The following is a 21,534-nucleotide window of genomic DNA, read 5'->3' as shown; positions in this document are numbered from 1 at the left end:
GGCGTGCGGGTCGAGGTGGACCCGGTGGACCTGGGCGGCGCCAAGTTCGACCTGGCGCTGGACCTCGCCGAGACCTGGGACGCCGACGGTCGTCCGGCCGGCATCGACGTGGACCTCGGCTACGCCACCGACGTGTTCGAGCCGGACACCGCCGAGCGGCTCCTGGCCCAGCTGCACCGGGTCCTGGCCGCGGTGGTCGCGGCGCCGGAGCGCACGGTCGGCAGCGTCGACCTGCTCAGTGCCGCGGAGCGGGCCGAGCTGCTCGGGGTGCGGGGCGCCGCGGTGGTCCCACCCGGATCGGCGCAGGATGCTCTCGCGCCGACCCTGCCCGAGCTGCTGGCGCGGGCCGCCGCCCAGGACCCGTCCCGGGTCGCCGTGGTGGACGGCGCGCGGTCCATCACCTACGGCGAGATCGACGAGCGGTCCAACCAGCTGGCGCGGGCGCTGGTGGCACGCGGAGTCGGCCCGGAGACCGTCGTCGCGCTCGGCATCACCCGCTCGATCGAGTCGGTGCTGGGCATCTGGGCGGTGAGCAAGTCCGGGGGTGCCTACCTGCCGGTGGACCCCGGCTACCCCGCCGGCCGGATCGAGCACATGCTCACCGACTCCGGGGCTCCGCTCGGGATCACCTGCGCCGCGGACGCCTCGGCGTTCACCGGGCTGACCGCGGACTGCTCCTGGCTGGCGCTGGACTCCGGCGAGCTGGCCGCGGAGGCCGCCGCGCTGCCAGGGCACGCACTCTCCGCAGCCGAGCGGCGGGCGCCGTTGCGGCCGGAGAACACCGCCTACGTCATCTACACCTCGGGGACCACCGGCCAGCCCAAGGGCGTGGTGGTGCCGCACACCGGCCTGGCGCCCTTCGCCGAGGAGATGCGCGTCCGGTTCGCCACCACCGGCAGCTCGCGGACGCTGCACTTCGCCTCACCGTCCTTCGACGCCTCCGTGCTCGAGCTGCTGATGGCGTTCGGGGCGGGGGCGACGATGGTCATCGCCGCGCCGACCGTCTACGGCGGCGCCGACCTGGCACGGGTGCTGCGGGAGCACCGGGTCAGCCACGCCTTCGCCACCCCGGCCGCGGTGGCCTCGCTCGACCCGGAGCAGGTGGGCGAGGCCCTGGAGTGCCTGATGGTCGGCGGGGAGGCCTGCTCGCCGGAGCTGCTGGCTCGGTGGGCACCCGGTCGCCGCTTCGTCAACGCCTACGGGCCGACCGAGACGACGATCGTGACCACGCTGTCCGAGCAGCTGCAGGCGGGTGACCGCATCACCATCGGCGGGCCGGTCCGCGGCACCACGGCGCTGGTGCTCGACGACCAGCTGCAGCCCGCCGCGGTGGGCGCCACGGGTGAGCTCTACCTCGCGGGCCTGGGCGTCACCCGCGGCTACCACGACCGGCGGGGCATGACCGCGTCGCGCTTCGTCGCCAACCCGCACGGCGGGCCGGGCGAGCGGATGTACCGCACCGGCGACGTGGTGCGCTGGGTGCGCGGCACGCACGGCCTGGAGATCGACTACCTGGGCCGCAAGGACCAGCAGGTGAAGGTGCGGGGCTTCCGCATCGAGCTGGGCGAGGTGGAGAGCGCGCTGCTGCGTCACCCCGACGTGGAGGCGGCCACTGCCGGCACGGTCACCGCGCCGTCGGGGGAGCCGATCCTGGTGGCCTGGGTGACGGCGCGGGAGGCGGCCACGCTCGAGCCGCGCGACGTCGCGGCGCAGGCCGGCGCCCTGCTGCCCGCCCACATGGTGCCCTCCGCCGTGGTGCCGGTGGAGGCGATGCCGCTGACCCCCTCGGGCAAGATCGACCGACGGGCGCTGCCCGCGCCGCGGTGGTTCACCAACGAGGTCTCCTACCGTGCTCCCCGGACGCTGGCCGAGCGGACGGTCGCCACCGAGCTGGCCGAGGTGGTCGGGGCCGAGCGAGCCGGGCTGGACGACGACTTCTTCGCGATGGGCGGCAACTCGCTGCTGGCAACGCGGGTGATCAGTCGGCTCAACGCCCGTCTCGGGGTGAACGCCGGGGTCCGCGCGCTGTTCGAGTCACCCACGGTGGAGGGCCTCGCCGCCCGGATGGACGAGATCGCCGGTGCGGGCGGGGCGCGTCCGGCGCTGCTCGCCCGAACCCGGCCGCCGGTGGTGCCGCTGTCGCTGGCCCAGCAGCGCCTGTGGTTCCTCAACCGGCTCGACCCCGAGGCCGCCGCCTACAACATCCCGCTCGCGCTGCGCCTGCGTGGGCGCCTGGACGAGGCCGCGGTGCAGGCCGCGGTGCGTGACGTGGTGGAGCGGCACGAGTCGCTGCGCACGGTGTACCCGGTGGTCGGCGACGAGCCCAGCCAGCGCGTGCTGGCGCCGCAGGAGGTGTCGGTCGAGCTGCCCGTGGAACCGGTCAGCCCGGAGCAGCTGGGCGAGCGGGTGCGCGATCTTGCCGGCCGCGGCTTCGACGTGCGCAGCGACCCGCCGAGCCGGTTCGCGCTGCTGCGGCCGGCCGAGGACGAGCACGTGCTGGTGATGGTGGTGCACCACATCAGCGCCGACGGGGCCTCGATGGCACCGCTGGCCCGGGACTTCACGGTGGCCTACGCGGCGCGGGCGCAGGGCGAGGCACCGGGCTGGGCGCCACTGCCGCTGCAGTACGCCGACTTCGCCCTGTGGCAGCGCGAGGTGCTGGGCGACCCGCGGGAGGAGGACTCCCTCGCCGCCGAGCAGCTGGCCTACTGGCGTGCGGCGCTGGACGGGTTGCCCGAGGTGCTGGAGCTGCCGCTGGACCGCCCCCGCCCGGCCCGGCGCTCCGGCGCCGGCGCGATGGTGGACTTCCAGGTGCCCGCCGAGACGGTGAGCGCGCTGGAGGAGCTGGCCCGGCTGCACCAGGTCACGCCGTTCATGGTGGTGCACGCGGCCCTCGCCGTGCTGCTGTCCCAGCTCACCGGCGAGCGCGACGTCGCCGTCACCACACCGGTCGCCGGCCGCGGCGACGCGGCGCTGGACGAGCTGGTGGGCATGTTCGTCAACACCATCGTGCTGCGCGCCGACGTGGACCCCGACCAGCCCTTCACCGAGCTGCTGGCTCGCCTGCGCGAGGACGACCTGGCCGCGTTCGGCAACGCAGAGGTGCCCTTCGAGCTGGTGGTCAACGAGCTCTCGCCCACCCGCTCCAGCTCGTTCGCCCCGTTCGCGCAGGTGATGCTCAGCTTCCAGAACCTCGACCGGCCGGTGGTCGAGCTCGCCGGGCTCACCATCGAGGTGCTGGCGACCGACGAGGTGGAGGCCCAGGCCGACCTCGGCTTCACCCTGATCGGCACACCGGGCGGAGCGGGCGACTCCGCGGGGATGGCCGGGCACCTGGACTACCCGACGGACATCTTCGACCGGGACACCATCGTTCCGCTGGGGGAGCGCCTGGTCCGGGTGCTCAGCGAGGTCGTCGCGGAGCCCACGCGGGCCGTCGGCGACATCGACATCCGCACCGCCGAGGAGCGCGCCGCGACGCAGGCTCGCGGCGGGTCACGCCCCGGCGCAGCTCCCGTGACCGCAGCGCCCGTTCCCGCAGCGCCCTCCCTGGCGGCCGCCCCGGTGGGGGACTCGCTGCTGGCCCGCTCGCTGCCCGAGCTGCTCGACGTCGCCGCACAGGTCGACCCGGAGGGCGTGGTGCTCTCCCACGAGGGCGCGGACATCACCCACCGCCAGCTGCACCAGCGCTCGGCCGAGCTCGCCGAGAGCTTCGCGGTGATGGGGCTCGGCGCCGATGCTGCCGTCACCGCCGCACTGACCCAGCTGGCCCCGGGGCGCCTGGGCGGAGCGGACGGTCTCGCCTTCGCCCAGCAGCTGGCCCAGCAGCTGGCCGGGGTGGTCAGCGCCGCCGACGTCTGCGGTGACCAGGACGGCCCTGACGCCCCTGACGCCCCGATGGCCGCCTTCAGCGCTGCCGCTGCGGCGAGCCCGGACGCGGTGGCGCTGGTGCACGAGGGCATCGAGGTCACCTACCGCGAGCTGGCCGAGCGCGCCAACCGACTGGCTCGGCACCTCATCAGCGCCGGGGTGGGGCCGGAGGACCGCGTGGCGGTGGCGCTGCCCCGCTCGGTCGAGGCGATGGTGGCCATCCACGCCGTCCTCACGACCGGGGCCGCCTACGTCCCGGTGGACGTGGAGCACCCGGAGGAGCGCATCCGGCTGGTGCTCGACTCTGCGCGACCGGTGTGCCTGCTGACCACCACCGAGGCGCGCACCCAGCTGCCCGCGGACCTCGACGAGCTGGACCCCGCCCACGGCGTGCTGAAGCTCGACGAGCTCGACGTGTCGGGGCTCTCCGGCGACCCGGTGGGCGACGCCGAGCGCACCGCACCGCTGCGCGGCGACAACGTCGCCTACGTCATCTTCACCTCCGGCTCCACCGGCCGGCCCAAGGGCGTGGCCTGCACCTACGCAGGCCTGGCCAACCACATGCACTGGACCATCGAGCAGTACCGGCTGGACGCGAGCTCCCGGGTGCTGCAGAAGGCCCCGTACACCTTCGACGTCTCGATGTGGGAGTGCCTGGCTCCGCTGATGGTGGGCGGCGCCGTGGTCCTGGCGCGCCACGGCGGGCACCGCGAGCCCGACTACCTCGCTCGGCTCATCACCGAGCAGCAGGTGACCGTGCTCGAGTTCGTCCCGTCCATGCTGGAGGTGCTGCTCACCGCGGACTTCGGCGACGTCTTCGCCTCCGCGGTCGAGGTGGTGGCCGGCGGCGAGGTGCTCACCCTGGCGCAGGTCCGCCGGTTCCGGGAGGTCAGCACCGCCCGGCTGTGCAACACCTACGGGCCCACCGAGTTCACCGTCGGCGCCACCTACTCACCGCTGGAGCACCCCATCAGGTCGGTGGTGCCCATCGGCTCGCCGATCCGGCAGACCGACGCCTACGTGCTCGACCGCCGCCTGCGCCCGGTGGCCACCGGGGTGGGCGGTGAGCTCTACCTCGCCGGCGCCCAGCTGGCCCGTGGCTACCTCGGGCGGCCTGACCTGACCGCCGACCGCTTCGTCAGCGACCCCTTCGGTCCCGCGGGCAGCCGGATGTACCGCACCGGCGACGTCGTGCGGTGGAACAAGCACGGCGAGCTGGAGTTCATCGGCCGCACCGACGACCAGGTCAAGCTTCGTGGTCTGCGCATCGAGCTCGGCGAGGTCGAGGCTGTGCTGGCCGGGCACCCCACGGTGGCCGGCTCGGCCGCCGCGGTGCGCATGGCCGGCTCCACCGAGCTGCTGGTCGGCTACGTGGTGGCCGTCCCCGGCCACCAGCCGGACCCCGACGAGCTGCGCCTCGCCTGCGAGGCTGCGCTGCCCGACTACATGGTTCCCGGCGTCGTGGTCGTGCTGGCCGCCATGCCGCTGAACAGCAACGGCAAGCTCGACCGCAACGAGCTGCCCACCCCGGACCTGGACTCCCTGCGCCGGGACCACGTGCCGCCGGCCACCGAGCTGGAGCGGCTGCTCGCCAGCATCTTCGAGGCCGTCATCGGGACCTCCGCGGTGGGCGTGCACGACGACTTCTTCGACCTGGGTGGCAACTCGCTGTCCGCCACCCGGGTGGTGGCCCGGGTGAACACCGCGCTGGACGCGGACATGTCCGTGCGCGACCTGTTCGAGCACCGCACGGTCGATCGCCTGGCCGGGTACCTGCAGGACCGCGTCGGGGTCTCCGCCACGGCGGCGCCGCTGGTGCCGGTGGACCGCGCCGAGCCGCTGCCGCTGTCGATGGCGCAGCAACGCATGTGGTTCCTCAACCAGTACGACACCGCCTCACCCGCCTACAACCTGCCGCTCACGGTGCGCCTGGCCGGTGACCTCGACCAGGCTGCGCTGCAGGCCGCGGTGGTGGACGTGCTGGACCGGCACGAGGCGCTGCGCACCCGGTTCCCCGCCGGTGAAGTCGAGCCCCACCAGGTGGTGGTCCCGGCGGAGGAGCTGGCCGAGCGCATCACGCTGGTCGACCTGCGCACCGAGCAGGACCCGCCGGCGGCCGCGACCGGCCAGCTGCGGCTGATGGCTGGCAGCGGATTCGACGTGGCCGTGGACGTGCCGCTGCGCATGGCCCTGCTGCGCACTGCCGACGACGAGCACCTGCTGGCCATGGTCACCCACCACATCAGCGCCGACGGCGCCTCGCTGGCCCCGCTGCTGCGCGACCTGCTGCTCGCCTACGACGCCCGCCGGGCGGGGGAGCGGCCGGGCTGGGACCCGCTGCCGGTGCAGTACGGCGACTACGCGGCCTGGCAGCGCCGGGTGCTCGGCGAGGAGGACGACCCGCAGTCCCTGGTGGCGCGCCAGGTGCAGTTCTGGGCGGAGCGGCTGCGCGGGGTGCCGGAGACCCTCGACCTGCCCACCGACCGGCCCCGCCCCGCCACGCCGTCGCTGCACGGAGCCACCCTCGGGTTCCGGCTGGACGCCGAGGTGCACCGTGGCCTGCGGGACCTGGCCGCCCGCACCGGCAGCAGCCTGTTCATGGTGCTGCACGCCACGCTGGCGGTGCTGCTCAACCGGCTCAGCGCCGAGCCCGACATCTGCATCGGCACCCCGGTGGCCGGGCGCGGTCGCCCCGAGCTCGACGACCTGGTCGGGATGTTCGTGAACACCCTGGTGCTGCGGACCGCGGTCGACCCCGACGCGTCCTTCAGCCACCTGCTGGACACGGTGCGGGACTTCGACCTGGACGCGTTCGGCCACGCCGACGTGCCGTTCGAGCGCCTGGTCGACGCGCTCGAGGTGCCCCGGTCGGGGTCCGGGCAGCCGCTGTTCCAGGTGGCGCTGTCGCTGGACAACAACCTGGCCCCGGTGTTCGAGGCGAGCGGGCTGCGGGTGTCGGAGGTGGACGCCGGGCTGGAGGTGGCCAAGTTCGACCTGCAGCTGAGCGTGGTGGAGCAGCTGGACGACGCCGGTGCGCCGGCGGGGCTGGACGCGGCGCTGAGCTACGCCACCGACCTGTTCGACCCCGAGACGGTTGCCGCCCTCGCGCGGCGGCTGGGCCGGGTCGCGGCCGCGGTGGTCGCCGACCCGGACGTGGTGATCGGCGACGTGGACCTGCTCGACGAGCAGGAGCGCAGCGCGTTCCGCGGCGTCGGCGAGCCGGCACATCAGCAGGCCCGCACCCTGCCCGAGCTGTTCACCGCTGTGGCCACCCGGGTGCCGGACGCTCCCGCGGTGCGCGACGGCGGACACACCCTCACCTACCGCCAGCTCGACGAGCAGTCCAACCGGCTGGCTCGGGTGCTCCTCGCCCACGGTGCAGGGCCGGAGCGGCTGGTGGCCGTGGCACTGCCCAGGAGTGCACCCGCCGTGCTCGCGGCGTGGGCGGTGGCCAAGACCGGGGCAGCAGTGCTCGCGCTGGACCCGGAGGCCGAGCTCGAGGGCCTGGCGGACCTGACGACCCGGCCGGACCTGGTCGTGGGCGTGACCGCCAGCCAGCACCGGACCGCGCTGCCCGAGACCCTGGGCTGGCCCGAGACCCTGGACTGGGTGGTGCTGGACTCCCGTGAGGTGGTGGCCGCCGTCGAGGCGAGCTCCAGCGTCCCGCTGACCGACGCCGAGCGGCGGGCACCGCTGCACCCGGACAGCGCCGCGCACGTGGTGCTCGGTTCCCCCAGCAGCCACGAGTCCACTCCTGCGGCGCGGCTGACGGTGCTCACCCACCGCGGCCTGGACCAGCTCGCCACCGAGCTGGCCGAGCGCACCGGAGCCGGACCAGGTTCCCGGGTGCTGCTCACCGCGGCCCCCGGGACCGAGGCCGCGCTGGTGGAGCAGCTGAGCGCCCTCACGGCCGGCGCCACCCTGGTGGTGGCTCCGGCGGCGACACCCCTGGGGGCGCAGCTCGCCGAGCTGGTGCGGCAGGAGGGCATCACCCACCTGGTGGCGGTCCCCGCCGTGGTGCGCAGCACCGACCCCGGCGAGCTGACGGCGGTGGAGTCGGTGCTCGTCCTGGGGGAGCAGTGGGCCGCCGACCTGCTCACCCGTTGGCTGCCCGATGCCGCCCAGCCGGACGGCAGGCAGCTGCGCACCGCCTTCGGCGTGGCCGAGACCGGGGTGGTCGCCGCGATCACCGCTGCGCTGCACGGCGACGAGGCCGCAGCGGCCACCAGCGTCGGTGCACCGCTGCGCGGGGTCCGGCTGATGGTGCTGGACCGGCGACTGCGCCCGGTGCCCGTGGGCGTCGCGGGCGAGCTGTACGTCGCCGGGCCCGCGCTGGCCCGCGGCTACCACCACGCGCCCGCCGCCACCGCCGCGCGCTTCGTGGCCGACCCCTACGGGCAGCCGGGGGAGCGGATGGTCAACACCGGTGCCGTGGTCCGCCGCACCCGGGCCGGGACGGTCGAGCGCGTCGGGCGCAGCGAGCCGCGAGTGAAGGTCCGTGGCTTCTGGGTGCGTCCCGGTGAGGTGGACGCCGTGCTGGGCGAGGCCGCCGAGGTCGCTGTCTCGGCCACCGTGGGTGTGCTCGACGCTGCGGGCCACACGGCGCTGGTGTCCTACGTCCAGCCGGTGCCCGGCGCTGCCGTCGACGTGCCGGCGCTGCAGGCCCTCGTCGCCGCCCGGCTGCCCGGCTACCTGGTCCCCAGCGCAGTGGTGGCGGTGGACGAGCTGCCGCTGACGCCGAGCGGTTCCCTCGACCGCAGCCGGCTGGACCCCGCGCTGCCGCTGGGCGTGGACAGCGACGCCGACCGCGAGCCGGCGACGGCGATGGAGCGGCTGGTGGCGGAGGTCTTCGCCGAGGTGCTCGGGGTGCAGCGAATCGGGGCCCACGACAGCTTCTTCGACCTGGGCGGCAACTCCCTGGTGGCGACCAGGGTCAGCGCCCGGCTCGGGGAGCTGCTGGACGTCCCGGTGGGGGTGCGCACCCTGTTCGAGGCGCCCACGGTGGCTGAGCTTGCGCTCGCCGTGGCGGCGCTGGCCGAGGACGGCGCAGCGAGCGGGCCGGTGCTGGGCAGCATCGAGCGCCCCGATCGCCTGCCGCTGTCGCTGGCCCAGCAGCGGATGTGGTTCATCAACCAGCTCGACCCGCACACCGCGGCCTACAACGTGCCGATCGCGGTGCGGCTGCGTGGCGCGCTGGACCTGGACGTGCTGCGCGCCGCGCTGCGTGACGTGCTGCTGCGCCACGAGACGCTGCGCACCGTCTACCCCGGCGACGGCGACGGCCCGTACCAGCAGGTCTTGCCCGCCGACCTGGTGCCCACCGAGCTCACCCCGGTCGGCGTCACCGAGGCGCAGCTGCGCGAGCACGCCCTGCGGCTGGCCGCCGCCGGCTTCGACGTGACGCGGACCGTGCCGCTGCGCACCGGGCTGCTGCGGCTGGCCGAGGACGAGCACGTGCTGGTGCTGGTGATCCACCACGTCGCGACGGACGGCACGTCGGCGGTCCCGCTGGCGGTGGACGTGATGACCGCCTACACCGCCCGCCGCGAGGGCACTGCTCCACGGTGGACTCCGCTGGAGGTGCAGTACGCCGACTACGCGCTCTGGCAGCGGGCCGCGCTCGGCGACCCGGACGACCCCGAGTCCCCGGCGGCCGCGCAGATCGGGTGGTGGTCGCAGAACCTGGCCGGCCTGCCGGACCTGCTCGAGCTGCCCACCGACCACCCGCGTCCGGCGGTGCAGTCCACCGACGGCGGCTCGGTGCGCTGCACCCTGCCCGCTGCCGCCCACCAGGGGCTGGTGCAGCTGGCCCGCCGCCACGGTGCCACCACCTTCATGGCCACCCACGCCGCGTTCGCGGCGCTGCTGGCCCGACTCAGCGGCAGCACCGACGTCGCCGTGGCCACCCCCGTCGCGGGCCGGGGAGCGCCCGCGCTGGAGCCGCTGGTCGGGATGTTCGTCAACACCCTGGTGCTGCGGTCGCCGGTGGACCTGGACCGTGGCCTCGCCGACCTGCTGGCCACGGTCCGCAGCGGCGACCTGGATGCCTTCTCCCACGCCGACGTGCCCTTCGAGCAGCTGGTCAGCGCGCTGAACCCCGCCCGCACCCAGGCCTACGCCCCGCTGGCACAGGTGGGCTTCTCCTTCCAGAACCTGCAGCGCGCGGAGCTGGCGCTGCCCGGCCTGGACGTCTCGGCGATGGAGCTGGAGACCGACAACACCCAGTACGACCTGCACCTGATCGTCAGCGAGCGGTTCACCGCCGACGGTGCGCCGGACGGGCTGGACGCGGTGTTCACCTATGCCCGGGCGCTGTTCCAGCCGGAGACCGTGCAGGGCATCGCCGAGCGCTTCACCCGGCTGGTGGAGGAGGCACTGGCCCAGCCGCAGCGCCCGCTGGGCGACCTGGAGCTGCTCTCCGCGGCCGAGCGGCGCGCCTTGGTCCACGCCAACGACACCACGCGCGACCTCGGTCCGGCGGAGACCACGCTGGCCGGGCTGGTGGCGGCGCAGGCGCTGGCCACGCCGGACGCGGTGGCCCTGCGCTGGGCCGACGAGCAGGCCTGGACCTACGGCGAGCTCGCCGCCCGGGTCAACGGGTTGGCCCGGCTGCTGGTGCAGGCCGGGGTGGGGCCGGAGACCACGGTGGGCCTGGCGCTGCGCCGCTCACCCGAGCTGGTGCTGGCGATGCAGGCGGTGGTCGCCGCCGGTGGCGCCTACCTGCCGCTGGATCCCGACCACCCGCACGAGCGCACCAGCTACGTGCTGGACAGCGCACGGCCGGTGGTGGTGCTGTGTGGTTCCGCCGAGCTGGCTGAGCTGGCCGAGGTCCTCACCGGGCAGCAGGTGCTGGTGCTGGACGAGCCGACGGTGCAGCAGGCGCTGCGGGAGGCCGCCCCGCACCCGATCACCGACGCCGACCGCCGGGCGCCGCTGCGCGCCGAGCACCCCGCCTACGTCATCTACACCTCCGGCTCCACCGGCCGGCCCAAGGGCGTCACCGTGCCGCACGCCGCCGTGGTCAACCAGCTGCGCTGGAAGCAGCTGCGCTTCCCGCTGGACACCCACGACGTGCTGGTGCAGAAGACCCCCGCCACCTTCGACCTCTCCGTCTGGGAGCTGTGGTGGCCGCTGACCGCCGGTGCCTGCCTGGTGCTCGCCCGCCCGGACGGTCACCGCGACCCGGCGCACCTGGCCGAGCTGATGGCCCGCCACCGTGCCACCGTGGCCCACTTCGTGCCGTCCCTGCTCGACGCCTTCCTGGACACGGTGACCGACGCCGAGGGAGCCCTGCCGCTGCCGGACCTGCGCGCGGTGCTGTGCATCGGTGAGGCCCTCTCCGCCGGCACCGTCGCCCGGCTGCAGGCCGCCACCGCCGCGGCCGGGACCGAGGTGCACAACCTCTACGGCCCCACCGAGGCTGCGGTGAGCGTGACCTGGCACCACTGCGGGCCGGACGAGGCGGGCGCGGTGCCCATCGGCGTCCCCGAGGCCAACGTGCGTCGCCACGTGCTCGACGGGCGCCTGCACCCGGTGCCGCCCGGCAGCACCGGTGAGCTGTACCTGGCCGGGGTGCAGCTGGCCCGGGGCTACCACCACCGGCCGGAGCTGACGGCCGACCGCTTCGTCGCCGACCCGTACGGCGCTCCCGGCGAGCGGATGTACCGCACCGGCGACCTGGTCCGCTCCACCCCGACTGGTGAGCTGGAGTACGTCGGGCGCAGCGACTTCCAGGTGAAGGTGCACGGCTTCCGGATCGAGCTGGGCGAGATCGAGTCGGCCCTGCTGGCGATCGAGGGCGTCGGTGCCGCGGTGGCGGTGGTGCACAGCCACGAGCGGCTCGGTGAGCAGCTCGCCGCCTATGTCGCTCCCGCGGCCGGGGTGGCCGAGCACCACCTCGACCCGGTGGCGGTCACCGAGCAGCTGGCCGAGCGGCTGCCCTCCTACATGGTGCCCTCGGTGGTCACCGTCCTGCCGCGGATGCCGTTGAGCGCCAACGGAAAGCTCGACCGGTCGGCGCTGCCGGAGCCGCAGCTGCTCGCGGCCTCCACCGCCGACGTGGCCCCCCGTGACCCGGTCGAGGAAGTCGTCGCCGGGGTGTTCGCCGAGGTGCTGGGGGTGGACCGGGTGGGGGTGACCACCGGGTTCTTCGACCTCGGTGGCAGCTCCCTGTCGGCCACCCGGGTGATCGCCCGGGTCAACGACGCGATGGACTGCGCCCTGGGCGTCCGCGACCTCTTCGAGGCACCCAGCGTGGCCGAGCTCGCCCGCCGGGTGCAGCGTGAGCTCACCGACGCTGCGGGTGGGCACGCCCGGCCCAAGCTGGTGGCCGGTTCTCGCCCTGCGCAGGTCCCGCTGTCCTCCGCACAGCTGCGCATGTGGTTCCTCAACCAGTTCGACACCACCTCGCCCGCCTACAACATCCCCCTGGCGGTGCGCCTGACCGGCGCCGTGGACCCCGACGCGATGCGGGCTGCGCTGGGCGACCTGGTGCAGCGGCACGAGACGCTGCGCACCTGCTACCCCAGCGACGGGCCCACCCCGCACCAGCTGGTGCTCAGCGCCGAGGACGCCGGGGTGCAGCTGCACGTGCAGGAGGTCGCCGCCGACGGCCTGGATCGCCGGGTGGCCGAGCTGATGGCCGAGGGCTTCGACGTGGCGGCCCGGCCCCCGCTGCGCGCCGCGCTGCTGGCGGTGGGTGGCTCCACCGAGCACGTGCTGGTCCTCGTGCTGCACCACATCGCCGCCGACGGCTCCTCGCTGGCCCCGCTGACCCGCGACCTGATGCTGGCCTACGCCGCCCGCACGGCCGGGCAGCCGCCGGCCTGGCTGCCGCTGCCCGTGCAGTACCCCGACTACGCGCTGTGGCAGCGGGACGTGCTGGGCGAGGAGTCCGACCCGGACTCGGCGGTGGCCCGGCAGCTGGCGTTCTGGCAGCAGACGCTGGCCGGGCTGCCGGAGACCCTCGACCTGCCGATGGACCGGCCCCGCCCGGCGGTGCAGTCCCTCGCCGGTGCCACGCACACCTTCCGGGTGGACACCGAGCTCTACCGGCAGCTGCGGGCCACGGCTCGCCGCCGCGGCGTCACCACCTTCATGCTCGCCCACGCCGCCCTGGCCACCCTGCTGGCCCGGCTGAGCGGGACCACCGACGTGGTCATCGGCACGCCCATCGCCGGCCGCGGGCAGCGGGTGCTCGACGACGTGGTGGGCATGTTCGTCAACACCCTGGCCCTGCGGGTGCAGGTGGCACCGACGACCACGGTGCACGAGCTGCTCGGCCAGGTCCGCGCGGCCGACCTGGCGGCGTTCACGCACACCGAGGTGCCGTTCGAGAAGCTGGTGGACACCCTCGCGCCGCACCGCAGCACCGCCCACCCGCCGCTGTTCCAGGTGGCGCTGTCGGTGGTGGAGGACGAGGTGCCGGAGCTGGAGGTGGCGGGCCTGCGGGCGGAGCCCTTCCCCGGTGAGCTCGACGTCGCCAAGTTTGAGCTGCAGCTGACCTTGGGTGAGGTCACCGACGACACCGGGGACCCCACCGCGCTGGAGGCGTCGTTCACCTACGCCACCGCACTCTTCGACGCCGCCACCGTGGAGCAGCTCAGCGCGCGCTTCCTGCGGGTGGTGGAGGCCTTCGCCACCCAGCCCGACCTCACCGTGGGCGACATCGACCTGCTCGACCCGCGGGAGACCGAACAGCTGGTGCCGGTGTCCGGGGCGCCGGGGGAGCAGACCCGCACGCTGCCCGAGCTGATGGCCACCGCCGTTGCCACCAACCCCGACGGTCCTGCCCTGGTGGACGGCGACCGGGTGCTCACCTATCGCGAGCTCGACGAGCAGTCCAACCGGCTCGCCCGGCTGCTGATCGACCGTGGGGTGGGACCGGAGGACGTGGTGGCCCTGGGGATCGCCCGATCGGTGGAGTCGGTGCTGGCGGTGTGGGCGGTGGCCAAGACCGGCGCCGCGTTCGTGCCGGTGGACCCGACCTACCCCAGCGAGCGGGTGGCGCACATGCTCACCGACTCCGGCGCCCGGCTCGGGGTCACCACCACCCAGCACGCCGACGCGCTGCCCACCCTGCTGCCCTGGGTGCTGCTGGACTCCGCGGAGTGCGCGCACGAGCAGGCCCAGCGCTCCGCGCGGCCGGTGACCGACGCCGACCGACGCCGCCCCCTGCGCGCGCGCAACCTCGCCTACGTCATCTACACCTCCGGCACCACCGGGGTGCCCAAGGGCGTGCTGGTCACCCACACCGGGCTGGCCGACCTCACCGCCAGCCAGCGCGAGCGCTACGGCACGACGGCGAGCTCGCGCACCCTGGGCTCGTCCTCACCCAGCTTCGACGCCTCCGTGCTGGAGCTGACCATGGCGATCGGTGCCGCGGCGGCCATGGTGCTGGTGCCCCGGCAGAGCTACGCCGGGGAGGAGCTGACCGAGCTGCTCCGCACGCAGCACGTCACCCACGCCTTCAGCACACCCGCGGCGCTGGCCACCGTCGACCCCACCAGGCTGGACGAGCTGCGCACCGTGGTGGTGGGTGGTGAGGCGGTTCCCGCCGCGCTGGTGGCGCGCTGGGCCCCAGGCCGGCGCTTCCTGGACGCCTACGGGCCCACCGAGACCACGGTGGTGGCCAGCCTCAGCCACCCGCTGCGCCCCGGGGAGCCGGTGGTCATCGGCAGCCCGCTCAGCGGTGGGCACCTGCTGGTGCTCGACGACCGGCTGCGCCCGGTGCCGCTGGGCGTGCCCGGCGAGCTCTACGTCTGCGGCGCGGGGGTGGCCCGCGGGTACCTGCAGCGGCCCTCGCTCACCGCCGGGCGGTTCGTGGCCAACCCCTGCGCCGGCACCGGCCCGATGCCGGCAGGCGGCGTGGCCTACCGCACCGGGGACGTGGTGCGGTGGGTGCTGGGCCCGGCGGGCGAGCCCGAGCTGGAGTACGCCGGCCGGGCCGACCGCCAGGTGCAGATCCGCGGCTTCCGCATCGAGCTGGGGGAGATCGACGCGGTCCTCGCCCAGCGACCGGAGGTGGCCTTCGCCGCCACGGTGGACCGGCCCGGGCCGGCGGGGGCGACCGTGCTCGTGTCCTACGTGAGCCCGGCGCCCGGCGCGGAGCTCGACACCACCGCGCTGAGGGAGCACCTGTCCCGGGTGCTTCCCGGGCACATGGTTCCGGCCGCGGTGGTGCCGGTGCCGACTGTCCCGCTGACGCCGGCGGGCAAGCTCGACGTGCGGGCGCTGCCGGAGCCGGAGCTGGCCGTCACCGACGGCGCAGGCCGGGCCCCGGCGACTGACCTGGAGCTGGCGCTGGAGCGGGTGTTCGCCGAGGTGCTCGGCGTGGCGTCGGTCGGGGTGGACGAGTCCTTCTTCGCCCTGGGCGGTGACTCCATCGTCGCCATCCAGGTGGTCGCGCGGGCCAAGGCGGCCGGGGTCCAGCTGAAGGCCAGCGACCTCTTCCAGCACCGCACCGTGGCCGAGCTCGCCCGGGTGGCCCGGTTCGCCGAGGCCGCCGAGCTGGCCGGGCACCGCGAGCTGCCTGGCGGCGGTGTCGGGCGGCTGCCCACCACCCCGGTGATGCGCTGGGTGCTCGGCCGCGGCGGTGACTTCGACGCCTTCGACATGCCCACGATGCTGTCGCTGCCGGTGGGGGCCGATCGCGACGGTCTGCTGAGCACCGTGCAGGCGGTGCTCGACCGCCACGACGGGCTGCGCGCCCGGCTGCTCTCCGCCGAGGAGCTCGAGGTGGCCCCCGTGGGCGCGGTCCGCGCCGAGGACGTCCTCACCCACGTGCCCACCGAGGCAGAGCCCGGCTCCCCGGCCTTCACCGCCGTGGTGGAGCAGGCCTACGCCCGGGCGCTGGAGCGGCTGGACGTCCGCGCTGGCCGCGTGGTGGAGCTGCTGTGGTTCGACCGCGGCCCGCACCGGTCGGGTCGGCTGTTCGTGGTGGTGCACCACCTGGTGGTCGACACCGTCTCCTGGCGGGTGCTGGTGCCCGACCTCGCCGACGCCTGGTACCAGCAGGCCGGCGGGAGCACGCCGGTGCTGGCCGAGGTGGGCACCTCGCTGCGCACCTGGGCGCACGCCCTGGTCGAGCAGGCCAGCTCGGCGGAGCGCGTCGCTGAGCTGGAGTACTGGCGGACGATGCTGGCCGAGCCGGAGGCCCCGCTGGGCCGGCGGGCGCTGGACCCCGAGGTGGACACCAGCGCCGACGTCGCCGAGCACCAGGTCGAGCTCAGCCCGCAGGCCACCCACGCCCTGCTCAACGTGCTCCCGGACCGCTTCGGCAGCGGCGTCGACGACGGGCTGCTCACCGCGCTGGCGCTGGCCGTCGCCCGGTGGCGCAGCGAGCGCGGAGAGCACTCGACGTCCACGCTGGTGCGGCTGGAGGGCCACGGCCGCCAGGACGAGCTGCTGCCCGGCGCTGACCTCTCCCGCACCGTCGGGTGGTTCACCGCGGTGCACCCGGTGCGCCTGGACGTCGCGGGGGTCGACCTGGACGCGGTGTTCGCCGCCCGTGCCGATGCCGCTGAGGCCGGGCGCGCGGTCAAGGCGGTCAAGGAGCAGCTGGCTGCGGTCCCGGACAAGGGAGTCGGGCACGGCCTGCTGCGCCACCTCAACCCCGCCACCGCAGGCGAGCTCGACGGCCTGGCAGAGCCGCAGATCACCTTCAACTACCTCGGCCGCTTCGGCGGGGAGGCCGACGACAGCGTCACCGACCACGGCTGGATGCCCACCGCGGACGCCGTCGGCGCACACCGTCCGCCGCTGCGGGCGATGGCCGCCGCGGCGGCGCTGGAGGCCAACCTCTCCGTGGAGGTCCGCGACGGGCAGGAGCGGTTGGCGGTGCACCTGGGCTACGCCACCGGCCTGCTCGACGAAGCTGCAGTCGGTCGCTTCGCCCAGCTCTGGGAGCAGGCCAGCGAGGCGGTGGCCGCGGCTGCCCTGGCCGGGCAGCACCGGGAGCTGACCCCCTCGGACCTGCAGCTGGTCACGGCCACGCAGGCCGACGTGGACGGGTGGGAGCAGCGCCACGGCACGCTCAGCGACGTGCTGCCGCTGACTCCGCTGCAGGCCGGGATGCTCTTCCACGCGATGATCGCGGAGGGATCGGTCGACCTCTACACCGCCCAGGTGGTGCTGGAGCTGTCCGGGCGGGTCGACGCCGACCGGCTGCGGCGCGCCGCGCACGCCCTGCTGCAGCGCTACCCCAACCTGCGGGTGGCCTTCGACGCCACCTCCGCCGGCCCGCCGGTGCAGGTCGTGGTGGCCGACGTGGCCGTGCCGTTCGAGGTGGTCGACCTCACCGGCCTCGACGCGACGCAGCGCGAGGCACGTCGCCAGGAGCTGCTGGGCGCCAACCGCACCGACCGCTTCGACGTGCACGCCGCGCCCCTGGTCCGCCTGCTGCTGCTGCACCTGGAGCAGGACAGCTGGGAGCTGGCGGTGGCCAACCACCACGTCCTGCTGGACGGCTGGTCCATGCCCATCATGATCAGCGAGCTGCTCACCCTCTACGCCACCGACGGCCACGCGGCGGGGCTGGCGCCGGCGCGGCAGTTCCGGGACTACCTGGCGTGGCTGCACCGCCAGGACCCGAGCCAGGCGCGCCAGGCGTGGGCGCGGGCGCTGGCCGGGCTGGACTCCCCGAGCACCCTGTTCGGGGCGCTGCACCGGGCCAACACCGGCGAGCCCGGAAAGACCGAGATCCGGCTCAGCCCCGAGGACACCGCCGCCCTGCGCACCACCGCCGCCCGGCTGGGCGTCACCACCAACACGGTGGTGCAGGCCGCCTGGGGCGTCGTGCTCGGGCGCCTGCTGGGGCGGGACGACGTGGTGTTCGGGGCCACGGTCTCCGGCCGCCCGCCCGAGCTGGACGGCGTGCAGCAGATGGTCGGGCTGTTCATCAACACGCTGCCGGTCCGGGTGCGCCAGGAGGCGGGCGACACCATCGCCGACCTGCTGCGCCGGCTGCAGCAGGAGCAGGCCCAGCTGCTCGAGCACCACCACGTCGGGCTCAGCGAGATCCAGCACCTGGCCGGCGACGGCGCGGTGTTCGACACGCTGACCGTGTTCGAGTCGTACCCGATCGACGCGGCCGGGGCGCAGGCGGCGGGGTCCGTGGACGGGATGACGGTGGAGGGCGTGCGTGGCGCGGACGCCACGCACTACCCGCTCACCCTCGCCTGCTTCGACGAGGACTCCCTGCGGGTGGTCCTGGAGCACCTCCCCGACGTGGTGGGCCCCGAGGCCGTGACCGCGATCGGCCGTCAGCTGCAGACGGTCCTGCACGCCGCCGCGCAGGCGCCGGAGACCGCGGTCAGCAGCCTCGACCTGCTGGCTGAGGGGGAGCGGGCCCGGGTGCTGCACGCCTTCAACGACACCGACCACGCGGTGGTCGAGCAGACGCTGCCGGAGCTGTTCGGCCACGTCGACCCGGACCGCACCGCGGTGGTGCTGCCGGACCGCTCGCTGACCTACGGGGAGCTGGACGCGGTGGTCAACCGGCTGGCCCGGCACCTGGTGTCGCTGGGCGTGGGCCCGGAGAGCACCGTGGGCGTGGCCATGCAGACGTCGGTGGAGCTGCTGGTGGCGCTGCACGCCGTGGTGCGTGCCGGTGGCGCCTACCTGCCGCTCGACCCCACCCACCCGGTCGACCGGCTGGCCGACATGGTCCGGGTCGCGCAGCCCGTCTGCGTGCTCACCACCTCCGGCACCCCGGGGCAGCGGCCGCCGGACGTGCCCACGGTCCTCGTCGACCAGCTCGACCTGTCCGGGCTGTCCGCCGCGCCCCTGCGAGACAGCGACCGCACCGCGCCGCTGCGGCCGGGCAACGCCGCCTACGTGCTGTTCACCTCCGGGTCCACCGGGCGGCCCAAGGGGGTGACCGTGCAGCACCGCTCGATCGTCAACCAGGTGCGGTGGCTGTGCGCCGAGCACGGCCTCGACGCCGAGGACGTGGTGCTGCAGAAGACCCTGCACACCTTCGACGCCTCGGTGTGGGAGCTGTTCGCGCCACTGGCGGTGGGGGCCACCCTGGTGGTGCCGGCACCGGAGGGCCACGTCGACGCCGAGTACATGCTCGACGTCATCGCCACCCAGGGCGTGACGGTGGTGCAGTACGTGCCCAGCGTGCTCAGCCTGGTGGTGGACGCCGCCGAGCGGGCCGGCACCGAGCTGCACCTGCGCAGGGTGTTCTCCGGTGGGGAGACGCTCACCCAGGCGCTGGCGAGCAGGACGGCCCGGGTGTTCGGCGCCGAGGTGGTCAACCTGTACGGGCCCACCGAGGTGACCGTGGACGCCACCTCGCAGGTGGCCGCTGGCGGCGCCGCAGGCGCGGTGCCCATCGGCACACCGGTGTGGAACACCCGCGCCTACGTGCTCAGCCCCACGCTGCAGCCGGTTCCGGTGGGGGCGGAGGGGGAGCTGTACCTGGCCGGCGAGCAGGTGTCCCGCGGCTACGCCGCCCGGCCGGGGCTCACCGCCGAGCGCTTCGTGGCCGACCCCTTCACCGGGGCCGGCGCGCGGATGTACCGCACCGGTGACGTGGTGCGCTGGCGTCCGGACGGGGCGCTGGAGTACGTCGGCCGCAGCGACCTGCAGCTGAAGATCCGCGGGCTGCGGGTGGAGCCCGGCGAGGTGGAGGCGGTGCTGCTGGAGCAGCCCGGGGTGGCGCGCGCGGTGGTGGTGGCTCGTCAGGCGGGCACGGCCACCGCACTGGCCGCCTACGTGAGCGCCGACCACCGAGGCGCCGACGGCCACGGCGCGCCGCTGGACCCGCAGCAGCTGCGGGAAGCGGTGGCGGCGCGGCTGCCCGCCTCCCTGGTGCCCACCGTGGTGACCGTGCTGGCGCGGATGCCGCTGGGACCGTCGGGCAAGGTCGACCGGGCCGCACTGCCGGTGCCGGGCACCGACGAGGTGCAGTACCGGGCACCGGAGAGCGCGGTGGAGCAGGTGCTGGCCGAGCTGATCGCCGACCTGCTCGGCCACGACAAGGTGGGGCTGGACGACTCCTTCTTCGGCCTCGGCGGGGACAGCATCGGCTCGATGCAGCTGGTGTCCTGCGCCCGTGCCGCCGGCCTGCAGCTGACGGCCAGGGACGTGGTGGACAGCCCCACCGTGGCTGACCTCGCCGCGGCGGCGCTCGCCCGGGCGCAGGCCCAGCCGGCGACCGGGGGGCCGCAGGCGCAGCAGGGCGGCGCTGGCGACGGATCGGGCTGGGTGCCGCTCACCCCGGTGGCGGCCAAGATGGTGGAGCGCGGCGGCGACTACCGCTGGTTCCACATGCCGATGCTGCTGACCCTGCCGCCGGGGCTGCCCGCGACCCAGCTCGAGCAGGTGGTGCAGGCGGTGCTCGATGCGCACCCGGCCCTGCGTGCCCGCCTGGTGGACCCGGCCCAGGTGGATCTGACCCAGGTGGAGGCCGCACGGGGCGGCCCTGCGCCTGCCGGCAAGGCGCTGTGGGTGCCACCGGTGGGTGAGCTGCGCGCCGCCGAGGTGATCGAGCGGGTGGAGCTCCCCGCCGGGGCGGAGCCGGGCACCGCCGGGTTCACCGCCGCCGCCCGGGACGCCTACGACCACGCCGTCGCCACCACCGACGTGAGCGGGGGACCCCTGGTGCGCTTCCTGTGGCTGGCCCCGGCCGAGCCGGGCACCGCAGGGCGACTGCTGGTGGCCGCGCACCACCTGGTGGTCGACGCCGTCTCCTGGCGCTTCCTGGTCCCCGACTTCGCCACGGCCGGTGAGCAGGTGCAGGCCGGCCAGCCGGTGCAGCTGATGCACACCGGCTCCTCGTTGCAGGAGTGGACCCGGGGCCTCACCGCTGCGGCGCGCACGCCCGAGCGGGTCGCCGAGCTGGCGCGGTGGCGCTCGGTGCTGGACACGGCGGAACCGGCGCTCGGCACCCGGCCGCTGGACCTCAGCGTGGACGTGGCGCGGACCTTGCGGCGCACCGAGCTGCGGCTGCCGGTGGCGGCCACCCGACCGCTGCTGGCTGCCTCGACGGCCGAGCTGGGCGGCACCTTCCCCGACGTGCTGGTGGCCACCCTGGCCACCGCGGTGTCGCTGTGGCAGCGCCGGCGCGGGGTGCGGCAGCGGTCGGTGCTGCTCACCCTGGAGGGTCACGGCCGGGAGGAGCACCTGGTGGAGGGTGCGGATCTCTCCCGGACGGCAGGGTGGTTCACCACCATGTACCCCGCGCGGGTGGACCTGCGGGGGGTGGAGCTGGACGAGGTCGCCTCCGGCAACCCGTTCGCTGCCGCGGACGCGGTCCGGCGGGTGCACCAGCAGCTGGCGGCGGTCCCCGACCACGGCATCGGCTACGGCATGCTGCGCTACCTCAACCCCGAGACGGCGGCTGAGCTGCGTCCCCTGGGCGAGCCGCAGGTCGTCTTCAACTACGTCGGCCGGATCCGGCTGCCCGAGGGGGCAGGCCTGGGCGCGCAGGGCGCCTGGCAGCCGGACCTGCAGGCCGAGGGCATCTTCACCACCGACCGCAGCGAGCTGCCCGCCCAGGCGGTGCTCGACCTGCAGACGCTGGTGGAGGACGGGCCGGACGGGCCCACCTACGTGGCGCAGCTGTCGCACCCGGAGGGCGTGCTGCCCGCCGTGGAGGCCGACGCCCTGATGGAGCTCTGGGAGCAGGTGCTCACCGCGGTGGCGCGGCACGTGTAG

The 21,534-nt window shown here is 75.0% G+C and carries 1 protein-coding gene (only partly in view); it reads left to right on the top strand.

Annotated elements, in window-relative coordinates:
• On the top strand, positions 1–21,534 hold the 3' portion of the coding sequence (locus AC3YNX_RS01370; RefSeq protein WP_489994383.1) for a non-ribosomal peptide synthase/polyketide synthase. It extends 12,585 nt beyond the left edge of the window; only the last 21,534 of its 34,119 coding nucleotides appear in the window; the start codon falls outside the window, past its left edge; the stop codon is at positions 21,532–21,534.

It is taken from the genome of Rhodococcus sp. Z13_19A (assembly GCF_058133575.1).
Note: the sequence above shows the minus strand (reverse complement) of the source record. Positions and strands in the feature narration are given on the sequence as shown.